Below are 17,989 nucleotides of genomic sequence, written 5' to 3' on the forward strand. Positions count from 1 at the left end.
GACACTCCATCTTCCTCAAAAGATTAAAGTGTTGCCTCCACCCGTTGAACCCACCCCCACTCTCGGTCATCCGGATGGATCGCCGATTGCAGGTCATCGTAGGTGAATGGCAGCGCCGGATCGCGTCCGAAGTTCTTTCGGCAGGCTGCGGAAGCATCGAGCGTGCCCGACGCAACGTCAAACGACCAAAGGCCCATCCGCCCTGCCGCCAGCATGGTGGCCTTGAGGCGCGCGTCCTCCCGGTTGAGGTCGAGCAACCTTGCATTTTCCACAGCGATCGCCGCAAGCCGGCCCAAGCTTTCCAGCCGGGCAATGCTTCCCTCGGGCGGGGTTCCCGTGGTGGACCAGTAGGCGCCCAGCGCAGCGACAGGATTGGGGCGACCGATCGGCACCATGGCAAGGCTGCGAACAAACGTAGGTTCATAAGCGGTCTGTGGAATGCGCGGATCCGCTCGTACATCGCTGACGATCACGGTCTCGACATGCTGCATCGACCAGCCGGAAATGCACTGGTCGGCGGGAAATCTGCGTCCACTCCACAACGGGGCGATGGCGTCTTCGGCAACGTACGAGCATTCGTCGCCGTCCTTGAGCACGACTGCGATCCCATCGGCGCCGATTGCGGCACGCGCCGTATTACGGAGGACCTCTACGACCGCGGGCATCGACCTGGCCGATGCCAGGCGTTCGCTGGCTTCTACGAGGAACGACTGCGATGCGTTCGATTCCAGCCGGGAAGCACGATTTTGGGTCATGGAAACCTTTCAGCCCATGCCCTTAGCATGGCAGTACGGTCATGACGATCAGGAATGAACGAGCAAGGTCTGGCATGAACCGACCTTCAGCGGCGCGAAAATTCCGAGCCCGGCAGCTACCCTCTTTTCCCATTCAGCATGGCTTGCGCCTCGCATGCGGCATCTCCCAAGGGACGCGCCCACGATTTCTGGCCGGTAAGATTGCTGATCAGGTCCTGGCGCACTTCGATCTCGGCATACGCAATACCGTGGGAGAAGGCGTGGAGGGGGACAGTATAATCGGTTTCGTCCATCGCATAAGGTACGTTGTCTCCCACGGTAATGTCGCCTTTGTCGGCGAGGAGATCGCGCATCGCCAACGCTAAATCCGTGTTCCCCAGCCAGTGCAGGATGCCCACATCCCATGGGCGAAACAGACCGTCCATGCCTGCATCTCTCGCGGCATCAGGACTTGCGATCTGCGCAGCGGCTTATGGCCGAGCCAGATATCCCACTCTATCAGTTCGAGGACGCCTTCGGAAACGTGGCCACACGCTTCGGTTTGCCGCCGGGCGGCGCGACGCTATCGTGCGAATTCGTGATCGAGGATAACGGCGAGCCTGACTTTTCCGCTCCGAACGCCCCCCAGATGGCCGTCGAAGATCTGCCCGACTTCGTAATGCCCTTCCTCCTTGCAAGCCGCTATTGCGAGACCGACCCGTCTCATGGACGTCGCCTGGAGCAACTTTGGTCACTACCTCATTGCGCGCGACAGGGTGGATGCGATCGTCGATTTCGTTCACGACCACATAGAGTTCGGCTATCACCACGCCCGACCGGACAAGACCGCGTGGAACGGCTACCAGGAACGGCAGGGCGTGTGCCGCGACTACGCTCATCTTGCCATCACGTTTTGCCGCTGCCTGAACATTCCGGCCCGATACTGCACAGGGTATCTTGGCGATATCGGGGTGCCGCCCGTGGATGCACCGATGGATTTTAGCGCGTGGTTCGATGTCTACATCGACGGCAACTGGTACACGCGCGACGCCCGTCACAGCAAGCCGCGAATCGGCCGGGTTCTGATGGCCCGCGGGCGAGACGCGACCGATGTTGCCCTCACCACCGCTTTTGGTCAGGCCGAGCTGAAAAGGTTTGATGTTTATGCGGCTGAAGTCGAATCTGTCGGATGAGCTGGGGGTGGACCTACCAGTTCACGCGGCGGCGCCTTCGGCGGCTCGAGCGCTGATGGCCGTGCTTTCAGAATTCCTCGAGGCCAGTGACATGAAGTGTCCTTCTACACGTCGGTAATCATCTCGCCGATCCGCGCGCCCAGCGTTTCTACCGCAAAAGGCTTGGTCAGAAACTTTTCGCCGAGTGGCGTCGCGGCACAAGCGAACCCCTCTACTGCCGGTCTCAACCGGCCATCAGCTGCGAAGTAACCTGCGAGCAACGCTTACTTGCCTTGTCTTTCAACCAGCACAGTTTTTACCGGAAAGCGGTCCTTTACGGGTTCGCCTGTCGGAGCGGCGCTGGTTGTTCATCATCCGGCAGCAGTTCCTGCAGGCGATCATAGACCACCTCGGCACTGAAGGGCTTGTTTATGAAGATGGCGCCCTCGGGTAGGTCATCCTCGGTTGGCTGGACCATCCCGGAGGCGACGAGAATGTGAACGTCGGGCCAGGCAGCGGCGCACACTCTGGCAAGATCGAAGCCGTCGCGCTGGCTCGGCGGCATTTGGACGTCGGTGAAGAGCAAGCTGATTTTGCCGCCATTGGCATCCAGGATTTGCGCCGCCTGCTCCACGCCGCTTGCCTCGAATACCTGAAATCCGGCATTCTCGAGGATCTCGGCCGAGTTCATCCGCACCAGAGGATCATCATCCGCGATAAGGGCAAAGGGTCTGCAATCGTCCGGCATGTCTGCTCCAGATGTTTCGACCAGCAACGTCGAGAGCCTTGGAATTGATCCAGCATCCGGCGGGCTCACGCTGAATTTCACGCTGCGATCATAGGCACCGCGCCATTGGCACTTGGCGGGAACCGTCAGCATTCAGGTTTGTTGAACGGTAGTTTTTCGGCGTAGCGGCCTTACTGATTGGGGATAATGTGGCTGACGCAGAATTTCATGTCGACCTGACGAACTGCGACCGGGAGCCGATTCACCTCCTGGGGGCGATCCAACCGGTCGGATTTCTCATTGCGGTCAGCACCGACTGGATCATAGCGCGCGTCTCGGCAAATCTTGGGGAGTTCCTGCCGTTCGACGCCAAGGCGGTCATCGGAACGCCGCTGACTCAACTCCTTCCGCCCAAGCTCGTCCATGACTTGCGCAACAGGGTCGCCTATCTGATTTCCCCTGATACGGTCGAACGCATGTTCGGGTGCCAGATCAGTGAGAACGGCCCTCCCTTCGACATCGCGATCCACAACTCGGGCGGCCAGATCATAATCGAAGCCGAGCCGGGTGCCCACAGCAATGGCGATGCATCGGGCGCGGTCCGCTCAATGATGACAAGGCTCGATAACCAGCCGGACCTGCCAGCCTTCTACAAGGAAGGTGCCCGCCAAATTCGTGCGCTGCTCGGCTACGACCGGGTCATGGTCTACAAGTTTGCACCCGACGGTGCGGGCGAGGTTGTCGCCGAAGCCTGCAAGTCGGGCATTGGCTCCTTCAAAGGGCTGCATTACCCGGCAAGCGATATTCCCCGCCAGGCCCGGGCCCTCTACAAGCGCAACCTCATCCGGGTGATCCGGGATGTGAACTGCGTGCCCGTCGCAATTGTGCCGGCGCTCGACGAGCACCGCAAGCCCCTCGATCTTTCGCTGTCCGTGCTGCGCTCTGTTTCGCCGATCCACATCGAATACCTCAAGAACATGGGCGTCGAGGCATCTCTCTCGATATCCATCCTGGTCGACGGCGAGCTTTGGGGCTTGTTCGCCTGCCATCACTATTCCCCGCGCGCGCCTACCTTCGAGCGCCGTTCGGTCAGCGAACTCTTCGCCCAGATGTTCTCGATGCGGCTCGAGAGCCGCGAGCGGCGTGAACTCGTCGAGTACGAGCGCCGCGCGCGCGATATTTCGGACCAGTTGCTGGGTGCCGTCGCGTCAGATGAAACCCTGCTCAACGACCCCGATTGGCTTGCCGACATCCTGACCAGCGCGGTCCCGGCCGATGGTGTCGGGGTGTGGGTAAACGGCAGCTATGCTTTCTCCGGCGTGACGCCCCCGACGGATGACTTCCGCCGCATTGTCCGGGCCCTGAACGGGACAGCCGCAGGTAAGGTCTTTGCGACGGACCACATCGGGTCGTTAGTCGACAAGGCGGCCGCGTTCGCTCCCCAAGCTTCGGGGCTGCTTGCCATTCCGATTTCCCGCTCTCCGCGCGACTATGTCGTGCTGTTCCGCTCAGAGATGCGGGAATCGGTGCGCTGGGCCGGTGACCCGCACAAGCCCATCGCCTATGGTCCCAATGGACCACGTCTGACGCCGCGCGAAAGCTTTGCCGAGTGGCGAGAGAACGTGGAGGGCCGCTCGCGGCCGTTTACCTCGTCCGAAATGCGGGTGGCAGAAACACTACGCGCGACGCTCATCGAAGTCGTCCTGCGTCTTGCGGACGAGGCCGCAGCGCAGCGGCATCAAGCCAATGCGCGCCAGGAGCTGCTGATCGCGGAACTCAACCACCGCGTTCGCAACATCCTTGGCGTCATTCGCGGCCTGATCCGCCAATCCCAGCCCGACGAGGATGCGGTGCGCGATTTCGTGAAGGTGGTCGATGGACGCATCCATGCGCTTGCCCGCGCGCACAATCAGATCACGGACGATCACTGGGGACCCGCCCCATTGCAGGCGCTCATCGATGCGGAGGCTGCCGCATTTGCCGCCGACAAGGAAACCTCGATCTTCTCCGAAGGCCCGCCGCTGCTGCTCAATCCGCAAGCCTACTCAACGATGGCGCTCGTCATCCACGAACTGGTCACGAACTCGACAAAGTACGGCAGCTTGTCGGGCGAGGGCGAAGTACGCATCGCCTGGGATCGCAATGACGCCAATGATCTCGTCCTCACCTGGCAAGAAGCAGGCGGCCCGCCGGTAACGCCGCCTACACGCAAAGGTTTTGGCACCACTATCGTCGACCGTTCGGTGCCATATGACCTGGGGGGCTCCTCTGAAATCCATTATGATCCTGCGGGCGTGCGGGCCAGGTTCCGCATTCCGGCGCGTCACGTGTCCGTGCCGCGCAATCATCAGGGGCCGTATGTGAAGCTTCCGGCGCCCCCGCATCACGCACAGAATGCGCCGCCGGCGGACCTGCTGTCCGGAAGGTCGGTAATGCTCGTCGAGGACAGCCTTATCATCGCCCTCGATGCAGAAGATATCCTGACCCGGCTTGGTGCCGAACTCACCGCAGTATCGACGGTTGAAGCTGCCCACGACGCGCTCGATGGCGACGCCCCGGACTTTGCAGTCCTCGACATCAACCTTGGCGACCAGACGAGCTTCCCGGTCGCGGACCGGTTGTTGGAAATGGGCGTGCCCTTCTTCTTCGCGTCGGGTTACGGGGAGCAGGCGAAGCTTCCCGATGAGCACAGGGCGAGGATGGTGGTTCAAAAGCCCTACACCGCCCATAATCTCGCGCGAGCGGCCGAGGAACTGCTCGGCTTGGAACCTATGAGTTGACCGTTTTCCAGGCGCAAGCGTAGCGCCCCGCCGCAGACGTCGATTTCTCAGGTGCGGCAGATAAGGGGCAAGGATCCATGCATCTCAGTTTGCCAGCTCGATAGGCGATCGGGCTGGCTAGCCGGGACATCATAAGCTTTCACCGCTCGATGATCTCCCTTATTTTCGTCGCCAGCAATTCCGCTGAGAATGGCTTGGTCAGCATCTCCATGCCGGCAGGCAGAAAACCAGAGCGGGCCGAGGCTGCCTGCGTATAACCCGTGATGAAGAGAACCCTGAGGTCGGGCCTGGTCTGGCGCGCGATTTCGGCGAGCTGACGGCCATTGAGGCCGGGCAATCCCACATCCGTCACCAGCAGATCGATCCGTTCGGTCGATTGCAGGACCGGAATGGCCGCTTGGGCATCAGCGGCCTCAATCGCCTCGTAGCCCAATTCCTGAAGCACTTCTGTGATGATGAGGCGAACCGATGGATCATCCTCGACCACCATTACGGTTTCCCCCAGGCCCTGGGCGAGCTGCGGAGTGCCCTGTTCAGCCGCTTCCGCAGCGCCATAGGCACGGGGCATGAACAGTTTCACCGTCGTTCCGACGCCCGGCTCGCTGTAAATGCGCACATGTCCGCCAGCCTGGCGGGCGAACCCGTAGATCATCGATAGCCCGAGGCCCGTGCCCTGTCCCACGGGTTTCGTCGTGAAGAACGGTTCGAACACTTTGTCGAGCGTCGAAGCGTCCATGCCGGTGCCGGTATCGCTGACGCTCAGGACCACGTATTCGCCAGGCACAAGGTCGGGGTAATCGCGGGTGTAGAACTGATCGAGCTCGATGTTATCGGTCTCGACGATGAGCCTGCCACCGTCCGGCATCGCATCCCTGGCGTTGATGCACAAGTTCAGCAGCGCGCTCTCAAGCTGGTTGATATCGGTCGCCGCTGTCCACAAACTGGCCCCTAGATGGGTCTCCAGGACCGTCTGTTCGCCAAGCGTACGGCCCAGAAGTTCGCTCATGCCGGTCACAAGGGCATTGACGTCGGTGGTCCGCAAATCAAGGGATTGGCGCCTGCCGAATGCCAGCAGACGCGCGGTAAGGGCGGCAGCCCGCTGCGCGGAGGCATTGCCAGCCGCAATGTAGCGATCCACCCGGTCCAGCCGTCCTGCCGCGATGTTGCGCTGAACAAGATCGAGACTGCCGATGATCCCGGTGAGCATGTTGTTGAAGTCGTGCGCAATCCCACCAGTCAATTGCCCGATAGCCTCCATCTTCTGGCTGTGGCGCAAGGCTTCCTGTGCTGCTTCGAGTTCCGCCTCCTGCGCCCTGGCATCGGTCAGATCGCGGCCGACCGCCACGAAGTTGATGCCATCCGGTTCGGGGGCCGCAGTCCATTCGATGCTTCGCCAGATGCCGTCCTGCGTCGCGATACGATTTTCGAAGCGTGCAGGCTCGCGCGATTGCGCCATTCTGGCAATGGCGTCTAGGGAATGCGCCACATCATCGGGATGCATTATGCTGGCATAGCCGCGCGTTAGCAGCTCATTCTCGCTCCAGCCCAATACACGGGTCCAGGCTGGATTGATCGCCGACATCATGCCCGCAAAATCGGCACGCGCGAGAAGGTCCTGCGAGAGGTCCCACAGTCGGTCGCGTTCGGCGCGGACTCGCTCGATGGCCGCCTTTACTCGTACGCCCACTTCCTGGACGAGTGTTTCTTCCGCCTCACTCCAGATCCTGGGCGAGGCGTTCTGCACCGCGAGCAGGCCGACCCACTGTTCTTCCTCGAACAAAACAACGTCGATGAAAGCGCCAACTTCCCTGGCCGTCAGCCCGGCCCGGGCGGGCGCGCTCAGGCGCTCGTCGCCGGGAACGTCGCGTACCACGACCGGAGCGCCGTTGCGGTAGGCGGCCAGCAGATCGGGTCCGAACGAAGCGAGCGAATGAACACCGGCAATGGAACCGACGCGGCGCGCATAATCGCGCTCGACCGTCATCATGCCGCTGCTGGTGATCTCGGCGTAGAACACCCGGCTGGCGTCGAGCAGTTCGCCAATGCGCAGGGCGGCTAGATTGGTGATCTCGGCCGGCGTCTTCAATGGGCGAAGATCATCTGACAGCGAAAGGAGAAACGCGCTGCGACGCTGCGCCTGGACACGCTGGGTCGTCTCGGTGAGGACGCAGATGATACCCTCTGACACGCCAGAGGCGCCGAGAATCGGAGAGTAGTCCAGGTCCATCCAGACACGTTCCGGGGCTCCACTGCGAAGCAGGGACATTTCCTGATCGCGGTAGCGCAGGCACTTGCCCGTGAGGCCCGCTTTCAGGACGGCATCGTTGAACTCTGCGATTTCCGGCCAGCTCTCACGCACATTGGAGCCAAGGCTATCAGGGTGGCGCCCGCCTGCGAAATCTGAATAGGCATCGTTGTAGAGCATGACGCCCGCCGCACCCCACAGTATGACCATGGGAACCCGCGAGCACAGAATGATGGACAGGGCGCTGGTCAAGCATTGCGGCCATCGCTCTATCGGACCGAGGGGTGTTGCCGACCAGTCCTTGCGAACGATGAGATCGGCGCATTTGCTGCTGTCCGCGGGAAAGGGAAGATTGCCTGCAACGAGATCGTTATCTACAATCGGCACGGTGGACATGTTGCAAGACCCTGGAAGCCGCATTCCACTGCCGATATGGCAAGGGCTCGCGAGCCTGATTATCGGGCTGCCATAGCCGAAGCGCCGCGTGCAAGGAAATCTCAATTACAGCGGATGAAGCACTCCATTTGGCAAGCGCCGGGATCGACCCACATGTGGCTGATTAGCGTGGCGTTTTGCCGACCGGATCACTCAACTGTCGCTGTTTGCACAAACGCTCGAGATCCGCATCGGCTTTAAGTTTTGGTCTGCTGAACGGGAAGCCGCGGGCTGGACGTTTCGCCAGAGAAGCGTCCGGGAAGTCTGCATCAACGGAGTTCTCCCATTACTAACAACTGACGTCCGAAGAAAGCGTGATGACTATCTGAAGCAGACTGTCGCGAATGTTCCATGCGCGCCTCCGCGAATGCGCGCTGAAGTCGCCTGAAATGACAGCTTATCGCAATGAACCGCTCCGAAGCCGTCATTCGGGTAAGTCCCATAACCGGTCGACGGGCTGCGGAAGATCCCGATTGATTTTTTGAAGGTCTGGGCGCCATTCTGGTATGCCGTGCGTCGGGCGCATCATTCGGCTTGGAGGCAGGCTCGGTCATCAAGTTGCCGTTCTGAAAACCAAACTTCGACCTGACTGTACCTGTTCAGCTGTTAGAGGCGGCTGAGCGATTGATGCGAGAGGCTGCCGCTCCCTCGACGTTTGCCGCTAGTCGCACGTTGGGCTGGCGTAACGGGCGCGCATGGCATTGACCGACGGGAGCGACCCGCGATGTCCTTGTCGGTTGGCGAGAGGGGCGAGGGCGGTGCCGCCTTTATCCAGTGATCCTTGCAAAGCGTTAGCTGCGTTGCCTGAAGGTGGCCGGTAACAATCGGGATTTTGTTCACGACCTTTTGAAGTTTCAGCAGCGCGGAAGCCTTCGAGTAACGATCGGCCATCGCGTTCGGCCCCGCATGGCCAAGCAGGTCACTCCGATTTTCCTCGAAGACTTCAGCGTCTTTCAGTTCCGTCGATACCAGATGCCGGAACGCATGCATCGCTTGCCCGGGCTTCAGGAACGGCAGTTGCCGAGCCAGGGCCCGCCAGAAGCGTTTGTAGTAAACGTCGCCCATCGTTTGGCCTGGCGTGCCCGGAACGAGATCGGGAAACAGCAGGCGTTGTCCGTCACGCTGCATGGCGGCCACGTATCCCAAGAATCCAAGTCTGATGAGTTCATCGGCGATCGGGATCAACCTTTTCGAACGCGGGGTCTTGACCCGGCCCGTATCGGTTGCGTCGATGCGTAGGTAAGGAATGCCGTCCTCGACGCCGATGTCGGCCAGCATAAGATTGGCGAGTTCGTTGCGGCGTCCGCCGGTATAGTGCGCCAAAAGCGGGAGCCAATAGGCGACGTCATGGACGATCCGCTCACCCGGCCGATTACGCCGCGCGAGGTTGTCGAAGCCCGTCCAGGTCGGGAGCTGGAACAACGTGCAGGCCTGATCGGCGGTGAAGGCGTCGCGCTGTTCGCGGCTGTCGCTCGCCTCATCGATAATGAAGTCGGACCAGTCCAACTCGGGCATTTGCGGCACGCGCTTCTTCACCCACTCACATAGCGCCCGCAAAAAGCGAAAATGACGATTCGTGGTTTGGGGCATCAGCCCGATCGCCTCCGCCGACAGCGTGCCAGCGGCGACCATAGCTTCTGCTTCGCTGGCGATCTCCTCGAGCGACATCGCCTCATGCCGTGCCGTCTTGTGATGGCTGCGGGTCGGGAGTCGGTCGAGCAGGGCGGCGAAGTGATCGAGGTCGGACTGTGAAAGTTGCCAGATCGGCCTTGGGCAAGCCTTGTCGAGGAGCATCACCGCGCTTTCGAATTGGCGCAGCGTCTTAGGATCCCAGGTATGGCGCGCCTTTTTAAGTTTGGGCGCGGCGCCGCCGCCCGCTTTGGGCTGTCCAACGCCGCGCAGCGCCTGCACGACCGCGAACCGGCACACCGCGTTCGGGAAGGGCAGTTTGATAAAACGGCAGCGGATTGTCCGCATTTTTCTCGGGCTGGCTTGATCCACTGGGATGATCGATCGTGGAAGGCTGGTTGGTGAGCGCTAGCTCATAGCCGCTGGCGGGCGAGAGCAGGCGTTGGCGAAACTCTGCAATACCGGCGATTCGCGCCTCATGGATGATCTTCAGCATGGCCTGGCGCATTGCGGCGTCATCCGTAAGGGCGACTTGGGCGATCGCGCTGTCGACCTCGGCATCCCACAGCGCGATAGTCTGCGAGTTCAAAATGAGCCCCTCGGCCGCTAGTTTTGCGGTCGATGCCGCGTTCGGCATGCCGCCGCTTACCACGGCACGCGAAAAGCGTTCGACGCCATTGAACACCGTCTCGACTTGCGCTTCCGGATCAACGTCGTGGGGCACCGACCGCACGATCTCGTGATGCAATGCCTCGAGGTGATCGCGCTCGGCGAGGAGGCGCCGGCGAAAAATTTCGCAGCGTTGCAGGAAAGGAATCGGCGGGTCGGCGCGGTCGAGCCCGCGCTGCAGGAAGTCTGCAGCACTGGAGAGGTGGGCCGCGCGCGATCTCGCCACTTCGAGTCTCCTCGTCAGCAAGCTCAGGGCTATACGATATTTTCGGCCGTCGGACCATCGGACCTGCCGCCGGTAATAGTAGACGGCGCCGCGGCGGAACAGCTGGGAGCAGGTGTGCACGGGGACGGTCCCCTTTCGTGGCTACACGCGGTGGCTACTCGCCGAAATCCGCGCTCTGCCGCACTCCTATATCAAGGACTTATCCTAACCTGGCTGGGGCGGCAGGAGGCGGAGCAAGACTGCCCCTAACGTGTTGAATGCCGTTGAAAGCCTTGATTTCTGCGCATGTCGGGCCCACAAAGCTGGCCCACAGACTTGGCCCACAAGGTATCTTTCACATGGCGGCGTTGCAGCAGCGAGGACATAAGTGGCGAGCGAAAGTGCGGGTGCCCGCTTCTATTCGCGGCGCCGGTGAGCCGGAACACGTCTACAGGACGCTTACCGCTACTGATCGACGCTCGGCCACAATCGAGGCCGATCTGTGGGAGGTACTCTTAAAGGCGGAATGGGCGGAGCGGTCGGGCAGGGCCGCGGCTCCCAAGGCGGCGCTCCGTTCTCTGTACGAGCAGCTCCGCGCGGAGGCTGCTAGCGGCGTCTACCAGCTTCATGGGGGCGGGGACCTTATGCCCGAGCTGGCCGGAATCGACCACGAGCTTAACAAGCTGGAGGATGCTACCGACGGCAGAGACCTAAGCCCGCTAGAAGAAGCGCGGGTCGCCGCCCTTCAGGACGCGGCGGCGCAGTTACAGCGAAAGCCGATAACAGTGAGGCCGGAGCTGGAGCCGACTTTCGCAGAGACCGCTGCCGACTACCTCGCGGCATGGAAGGTGAAGCCCGGGCTCCGTAAGAGCAACACAGAGCAGCAGAAGAAGGCGACGTTTGCGCTGTTCGCAGGCTTCTTCGGTGAGCGGCCCATGCGCGACGTGCGGCGACAGGACGCAGCGAGCTTTGCTGACCAGATGCGCTGTCTGGACCCAATGTGGGCGAGGTCGTCTTCAGCGAGGAACTTGCCTTGGCTAGAGCTGCTGCGGCGTTTCGGGGGCCGAGATGCGGGTCTCTCGGATGCCACAATGAACAGGCACATGACAACATTGCAGGAGGCATGGAGGTGGGCGGAGGAGCGTGGAAGGTGCGAAGGCATCAACCCCTTCGCCGGTCACAGGCGGCGCCTTAAACCAGGTGTCAACGTGCACGGCTACTTGCCGTGGGAAAGCGACGACCTCGCCAAGCTGTTCGATCCACCGCCTGCTCGGCAGGATGTGACGGAGATTATGCTAGTTGGTCTGTTTACTGGGTTGCGGTTGGACGAAATCGCTTCTCTGACCTACGGGCAGATAAAAAACGCCGAAGGGGTGTCGTTCATCCAAGTGGCAGACGCAAAGACGCCAGCGGGACGGCGGCAAGTTCCTATTCACAATAAGCTGCTGTGGCTGTCGAGGCGGGAGGGTCCTGCCCACGCGCGAGTGTGGCCTGGATTCAATCCCGAGGGGCCAGGTAAAAAGGCGGGGGCCGACGCGGGGCGGGAGTTCAGCAGGTTCAAGAGCGGCAGGGGGTTTACTGATCGCCGCCAGACCTTTCACTCCTTCCGCAAGAACGTGACACAGATATTCGAGCGGGCCGGAATACCAGAGAATGAGGCGGCGCAGATTCTCGGCCATGAAAGAGGCTTTACTTACAGCCGTTACTCCCCGCATGGGATCACGCTGGCTCGCAAGGCGGAGATAGTCGCGCTGATTGCTTACCCCGGCGTTGACCTGCCGGAGCCTCAATGCACCAAGTGAAAACAGCAGCGCCAACGGCTTGTAATCGCTCTACACTATTGGGATTCTTGTTGGGGCGCAAAGCCGGTGTTAGCAGACGGCTGCCGCTCAGTGGGCAGCGATCAATGGAGGTAACGTGTTCAACCCCAGCGTAGCCAGCAGGTCCCAAAGCCTCAGCCGCGGCGGGAACGCGATCGCTCTGAACATGATCCTGCTGTCCTCCCTTCAGAAGATTTCGGAGACGCTGCCGGAGCGCTGTACCACTGCTCAGCTCATGTTCTTCTTGACGGCGGCCATGCACGATCTTGCCGACAGCCCGTGCACCTTCACCGAGTTGCGGGATGAGGTTGGACCTAACGTGAGCCGGAGTCTGCACACGACCTACCGTGTCTTCCTTGACGAGCAGCGGAAGCGTTCGGATTACGACTGCCGACAGCACGGCCTCGGCTGGTTGACGAGGGAGGTTGACCCGAAAGATGGACGGCGGAAGTTGCTGCGGCTTACCGAAGAGGGCCGCGAAGTATTTCTTCAGGCATTCTCGTAGAACGGCGTCAGGGGCGTTATCAGAGGGCATCGTGGATTTTGAAGGGAAGGTGGCGGCTGCGCTTCGGCGCACTGAGATCGCTTCCTAGGAGCTTCTAGGCCCATTTAATTGGGCCTCACCATTGGTCTAATGAACTCGCGCATGGTGCGTAGGTCTCGGCCAAGGAGAAGCCCATGCCACAAGTGTCGCCCGCCCGCCTCCTACAGCACCGCCGAGAGCTTCGTTGCCTATGCAATGTGCTCATGGTGGAACTCGACAACATCGCCTCCCGTGGTTCGAGCCCGGACTACGATCCATTCAATTCGGAACACCTGGCCGCTGCGGGAGCTGCCATACGGTCTTTGCTGCTGGAAGCCGGCAAGGTGCTGCCAGCCTGCGGTGTGATAGCCGTCACCAATCTGTTTGATGATGAAACGGACTGGCAGGCTAAGATCGCAGTGCTTGAGTTGCTGAGGCGCGCTGCGATGCATTGTCGGGCTGAAAGCTGGTCCAGCGTCGAGGCTCCGGTAGGCAGCGGCTAGACGGTTTCTTGCCGCGCAGCCGCCTAGTTGGTTGCGCTTCAGATTTCGCGAAAAGCCTGCTGACGCGGGGGACCCCGGATGCCGCCGAAGATGGCTGCCGGCTGCGTAGACGACTGTGCAGTGAATTAGGCCGTGGGCAATTAGCACTCACCCTCGGGGAAGAGATAGGGAAGGATGCAACTTTAGGTGCACCGAGGGAGGCCCTTCGGACGTCTTAGTGTGTCCTTCCTTCTCCCTGATTAGCCCTCATCATTGATGATCGAACCGAAGAACGCCTCAGCTCTACGAGCAGGAGGCCCCTAGGCGATTGTTCGGCACCCCCCTCAATAGCTCACGAACACCGGAGGCAAAATGCCTAGCAAACAGTTCATGGCGCAGTACGCTGAGCCCGAATCCTTTCAAGAATCCCGAGACGCCCCGGGGCGCGACGTGGGCACCACCCGCGTCCGTCGTGGCGACGATCCCGACACCGCCGGCAGCTTCATGCTCGGCGTGGCCGACACGATCACCTTCGGCTTCCTTGATGAGGCCGGGGCGTTCGTAGACTCCATCGGCCTGACCGACGGGCGTGAGAACGTCTGGAACAGCGAACGCGACTTTGGCGACATCTTCGGTGCCAACGTCGATGAGAACCGCGCAATCCTCAGCAGCGCTCAGGAGAACCACGGCACCGCCTTCCTCACCGGCCAAGTAGCCGGCGCCCTCGTCCCCATCGGCAACAAGCTGGCGGCGGGCAAGGGCGTGGGAGGTGCAGTCCTCAGCGGCGCAGCCATGGGTGGCCTCTACGGCGTCGGTTCGGCCGAGGGCGGCTTCCAAGATCGCCTTACGGGCGGCGCTGTCGGTGCGGCCATCGGCGGCCTCGGCGGCTACATCCTTGAAGGGATGGTCATGCCCGTCGGCCGGCTAGGATTCGACAAGGTCCGCACCATGTTCAAGCGCGGCGCTCCGATCAACATGGAGAGTTCGCTGATCCCCCCGTCGATCCGGCGGGAAGCTGTGGACGTCCTCGATACGGCTCCGGCCAGCGCGGCCAAGGCTCCGACGAAAGACCCGCTGGGGCTCGACACCTCGGTCAAGCTCGGAGCCCGTGAGAGCATCTCGGACACCATAGAGGACGGAGCCCTAATCTCCGCCCGCGAACTCCTCGGTGAACCCGGGGCAGCCCGAGCGGCAATCACCAAGAGGCTTGGCAAGCTCTCCGGGGTCGAAGCGCAGAAGCTCTATTCGCGCATCGAGCAGGCGGAAGCCGACGGCTCCGTTCTGACCGACCCGCACTATCGATCGCTCCTCGGCATCGACCTTGGGGACACGGAGCTGACTACCGACGAGGTTGTCCGTGCTGCCGAGGCCTTTGAATTCGCTACGCAGAAGCTCGCAGAGAAAGCCGGAATCAAGCCGCGTACCGTGAAGGGCATGGAGTCCGAGGTCGGTAAAGAGCTGAAGAAGGGCGTCACCCTCGGTGACCTTGAGGAGGCTTTCGAGCAGAGCCAAAAGGGTTACATCAAGACGCGTATTGCTCAACACGTCATGTTCTCGACCACGGCCAAGGTCATCCGCCTTCGCACCGAACTCCTGCCGGACGTCCTCAAGGGCGTCGAGGGTTCCCGCGACAAGCTGGCGGAGGAACTGACTGACGCGGCTCATCGCTTCGCCATTGCCCGTGGGATCGTCTCTAACGCCGGCCGAGCACTATCAATCCTGTCGCACGGCACCCGTGCCCGGATGGTCGATGTTGCCGACGACATCTACGAGCTGGAGAGCCGAGAGGCGATCAGCAAGCGGGTGCAGGGTTCCCTGAGAGAGCTGGATGACGAAGGGCTGAGCCATCTGCTCAGTCAGGTTCGGACTATGGCGGACAGCGACAAGCTCGCAGACGTCCTGATGAACCCCGAACGTGCGGCTGCCGTGACGGCATGGACCCGCACCCTCAACTCCGTCTCGCTGTTCCTGCGCTCCAACGCGCTGACCCCCGCGACCGGCCTATTCAACACCGTCGGCTTCGTCCTCAATGACTTCTTCCGCAACGACCTGGCTAAGAGCTGGGCCGCCCGTGGGATGGTCAAGGGCGGTCAGGTGGAAGCCGGCCTCGCCCTCAAGCTCGAACGGGACACCGGCAGGGCCGTCTATTGGAAGGCCCACAAGGCCGGCCTGAAGGCGCTCATGAAGCGGGTCCAGTGGGAGTTTTGGGGAGACGTCGAGCGGATCGCTGGCGTGGGCTGGGGCACCGGCGTCGTCGCTGCCAAGGCTCGCCTCAAGAAGACCACCATGCTCGCTGATGGGTTCGTCCCGCCGGAGCTGCGTGAGTTCCGCGAGAGGCTCCGCCTGAACGTGGCTGACGTCGGAGAGTTCAACACCCGGATCGATGGAGCGCGTGAGGCAGCCGGCGACAGCGCCCTTGCCAATATCGTCTACCACCTCCAGCGGGCCCGGGCCGTAACGGCCAACGTGGTCGACGCTGGGGGCTCCTTCGGCATGAAGCTGTTCACTGGCGCCGTCGACGATTGGGGTCGGAACTTCGTGCGGGTCAAGGAGACCTACGCCCAAGCAACCCGCTTCGCTACTCGCGAGGCGGTGGAGGCCGGCGTCCCTCAGGAGCGGCTTGGTTCTTACGTCCAGACTCGGGCGCAAGAGCTTGCCGAGCTGCCGACGGCAGACCTCCTACAGCGTGTCGACGCTGCCCTACTGGCGGCAGACGGTCCCCTCACCGGGGAAGGCGAATTCCTCGCAGACCTCCACAAGATCGTCGAGGATGAAGCTGACCGGGTCTTGTTCATGGACGGCCCTCAATCAGAGCTAGGTAAGGCGTCGGCAGCCTTCTTCGACAAGGTTCCGGCATTACTCACGGCGGTCTTTGTGCCGTTCGTGCGGACGCCCATCCGTCTCTTCGAGCAGGGTGTGGTGAATTATGGCCCCCTCGCCGCTCGCAGCGCTGAGGTTCAGGACATCTTGGCGCGCGGCGCTCGTGCCGGTGCGACCGCAGACGAGAAGCTCGCAGCAACGCTGGAGCAGGCTCGGGTGGAGGTCGGTACGATGGTGTTCCAATCCGGTCTCGCCCTCGGTTTAGTGGGAGGCGTCACCGCTACCAACGGGGGTTTCGACAGCTCCGGCAATCTCGATGCTGGTCCTGCCAACCGGATTAACCTTCCGGGAGGCGGCTTCTTCGAGTTCGGCCGCGTGGACCCCTTCGCCTTCACCCTCGGGATGGGAGCGATGGTCGGTCAGGCCTTCAAGGAAGGTTTTGCCGATGGGACCGAGTACGACCAGCAGCAGGCCCTCATTACCGGCCTGAGCACGGCCTACCTCGCAGCTCGCGACAGCATCCTCGACAAGTCCTACCTCAAGGGCCTGCAAGACCTCGTCGAGCTGGCCTCGGCTGAGGACCTGGAGAAAGCCCTCGGGATCGCTGAGAGGACCGCGGGCGGCTCAGTCGGCCGCATGGTCCCCTTCGGAGGCATCTCTCGCCAAATCAACGAGACCTTCCGTTCGTCCTCCATCGAGGCAGTCGGGTTTATGGACCAGCTCCTTCGCCACATCCCCGGCGCTGGCTGGGGCATGGCACCTCGTGTCGACCCACTAGGTGATGAGGTGAAGTCTCGTGCCGGCGGTGTCCAATTCGGCAACTCCGAGCTGACCGAAGGCGGGCCTATGTCCGACGTGAAACGCGAACTCCGCCGCCTGAAGATCGACATCAGCACGATCCGTAAGTCCGACCCGGACGGCTTCTCGCTGACCAGCGAAGAACTTTCGGAGGTTCGGAAGATCAGAGGTAAGGAGGCGGTGAACGACCGCGGGCAGACGATGGAGGAGGCTCTGTCCGAACTGTTCGCAGACCCCTGGTTTCGGACCCTGCCTTCGAAAGATCAGAAGCGTTCTGAAGTTGTTGCGACGATGCGGGAGTTCAATAAGCCCGCTTGGGAAATCCTTGAGGAGCGTAGCCCCGGCTTTGCCTCCAAGAGACAATACACGAAGTCGCTGGCGGACTACATGGCAGAGGGCATGTCCCGACGTGATGCGCAAACGTCAGCGCGTGAAGACGTGGCGGCTTACGGGCTGCCTGAACCTGTAATGTAACAACGATTGGCCGGGATGGAGCAGTCTGTCCCGGCCAATCGTTGTATCGAGTGGCAATTAGCACTCACCCTTGGGGGAAGGATACATGGAAGGAAGTAACCTTAGGTGATCCTAAGGTGGTCTTCAGGAGCACCGCGGGGTGTCCTCCGTCCTACCTACTCTGAATCCCCATCTAACAGGACATGAAGGATTGCTCCGCCGAGACAGCGGACCTTCTCCCTATCCGACCACCGCACAGAAAGATCATTATGGACATTCATCCTACCGACTGCGCAAGCAGCGCGGCACCTATAGTCGTGCCGTACGCCGCTAACGACAACTCCTTTACGACGCGTAAGGCTGACGGCGGAAGCTGGCTGACGTGCTTAGTCCGGCTCTCCGAGGATATGCCTTATCGGTCGACCGCTTCGCAACTCGCCTTCTTCTTGGCAGCTGCGCGTTATGACCTTGCTGGAGCCCCTAGGACCTACGTCGAA

At 61.5% G+C, this 17,989-nt stretch carries 11 protein-coding genes and 1 pseudogene; 6 read left to right on the plus strand and 6 right to left on the minus strand.

The window, feature by feature from the left end; genetic code table 11:
• Positions 1–23: 23 nt before the first annotated feature.
• On the minus strand, positions 24–755 hold the full coding sequence (locus RT424_RS12810) for a GAF domain-containing protein (RefSeq protein ID WP_313438640.1): 732 nt from the start codon (positions 753–755) through the stop codon (positions 24–26).
• Positions 756–871: 116 nt separating this feature from the next.
• Positions 872–1,180, minus strand: coding sequence for a hypothetical protein (locus RT424_RS12815; protein ID WP_313438642.1), 309 nt, complete (start codon positions 1,178–1,180; stop codon positions 872–874).
• Between RT424_RS12815 and RT424_RS12820 the strand changes: the two are divergent.
• Positions 1,159–1,927: pseudogene (locus RT424_RS12820) on the plus strand (transglutaminase-like domain-containing protein). The gene RT424_RS12815 and the pseudogene RT424_RS12820 overlap by 22 nt on opposite strands.
• A gap of 313 nt (positions 1,928–2,240) precedes the next feature.
• On the opposite strand, the gene RT424_RS12825 reads toward RT424_RS12820, so the two are convergent.
• Entirely contained in the window at positions 2,241–2,786 is a 546-nt protein-coding gene (locus RT424_RS12825; RefSeq protein ID WP_313438644.1) for a response regulator, read from the minus strand.
• Between the two features lie 56 nt (positions 2,787–2,842).
• Between RT424_RS12825 and RT424_RS12830 the strand changes: the two genes are divergently transcribed.
• Complete coding sequence (locus RT424_RS12830) at positions 2,843–5,413, plus strand: HWE histidine kinase domain-containing protein (RefSeq protein ID WP_313438647.1); 2,571 nt, start codon at positions 2,843–2,845, stop codon at positions 5,411–5,413.
• Positions 5,414–5,552: 139 nt separating this feature from the next.
• On the opposite strand, the gene RT424_RS12835 is transcribed toward RT424_RS12830, so the two are convergent.
• The 3 genes from RT424_RS12835 to RT424_RS12845 form a co-directional block, all read right to left on the minus strand.
• Positions 5,553–7,868 carry an ATP-binding protein gene (locus RT424_RS12835; RefSeq protein ID WP_313438650.1) on the minus strand — a complete coding sequence of 772 codons (2,316 nt, stop codon included), beginning with the start codon at positions 7,866–7,868 and terminating at the stop codon, positions 5,553–5,555.
• Between the two features lie 831 nt (positions 7,869–8,699).
• On the minus strand, positions 8,700–10,004 hold the full coding sequence (locus tag RT424_RS12840; RefSeq protein WP_313438653.1) for a site-specific integrase: 1,305 nt from the start codon (positions 10,002–10,004) through the stop codon (positions 8,700–8,702).
• Positions 9,943–10,617, minus strand: coding sequence for a hypothetical protein (locus RT424_RS12845; protein WP_313438656.1), 675 nt, complete (start codon positions 10,615–10,617; stop codon positions 9,943–9,945). The genes RT424_RS12840 and RT424_RS12845 overlap by 62 nt, the downstream gene beginning before the upstream one ends.
• A 338-nt stretch (positions 10,618–10,955) precedes the next feature.
• On the opposite strand from RT424_RS12845, the gene RT424_RS12850 reads away from it, so the two are divergent.
• The 4 genes from RT424_RS12850 to RT424_RS12865 all read left to right on the plus strand — a co-directional run bounded on the left by RT424_RS12850 (position 10,956) and on the right by RT424_RS12865 (position 17,513).
• Positions 10,956–12,398, plus strand: coding sequence for a tyrosine-type recombinase/integrase (locus tag RT424_RS12850; protein ID WP_313438658.1), 1,443 nt, complete (start codon positions 10,956–10,958; stop codon positions 12,396–12,398).
• Positions 12,399–12,513: 115 nt separating this feature from the next.
• Positions 12,514–12,921, plus strand: a complete 408-nt coding sequence (locus tag RT424_RS12855; RefSeq protein WP_313438661.1) for a hypothetical protein — start codon at positions 12,514–12,516, stop codon at positions 12,919–12,921.
• Positions 12,922–13,163: 242 nt separating this feature from the next.
• Positions 13,164–13,442 carry a hypothetical protein gene (locus tag RT424_RS12860; protein WP_313438664.1) on the plus strand — a complete coding sequence of 93 codons (279 nt, stop codon included), beginning with the start codon at positions 13,164–13,166 and terminating at the stop codon, positions 13,440–13,442.
• Positions 13,443–13,871: 429 nt separating this feature from the next.
• Positions 13,872–17,513: a hypothetical protein gene (locus RT424_RS12865; protein ID WP_313438667.1), complete on the plus strand. Its 3,642-nt coding sequence runs from the start codon at positions 13,872–13,874 to the stop codon at positions 17,511–17,513.
• Positions 17,514–17,989: the final 476 nt, after the last annotated feature.

The organism is Novosphingobium sp. (assembly GCF_032093395.1).
Lineage (GTDB): Bacteria > Pseudomonadota > Alphaproteobacteria > Sphingomonadales > Sphingomonadaceae > Novosphingobium.

Coding starts and splice junctions, on each gene's coding strand:
- RT424_RS12810 (WP_313438640.1), bottom strand. CDS start 755: ATGACCCAAAATCGTGCTTCCCGGCTGGAATCGAACGCATCGCAGTCG.
- RT424_RS12815 (WP_313438642.1), bottom strand. CDS start 1,180: ATGGACGGTCTGTTTCGCCCATGGGATGTGGGCATCCTGCACTGGCTG.
- RT424_RS12825 (WP_313438644.1), bottom strand. CDS start 2,786: ATGCTGACGGTTCCCGCCAAGTGCCAATGGCGCGGTGCCTATGATCGC.
- RT424_RS12835 (WP_313438650.1), bottom strand. CDS start 7,868: ATGGTCATACTGTGGGGTGCGGCGGGCGTCATGCTCTACAACGATGCC.
- RT424_RS12850 (WP_313438658.1), top strand. CDS start 10,956: ATGGCGGCGTTGCAGCAGCGAGGACATAAGTGGCGAGCGAAAGTGCGG.
- RT424_RS12860 (WP_313438664.1), top strand. CDS start 13,164: ATGGTGGAACTCGACAACATCGCCTCCCGTGGTTCGAGCCCGGACTAC.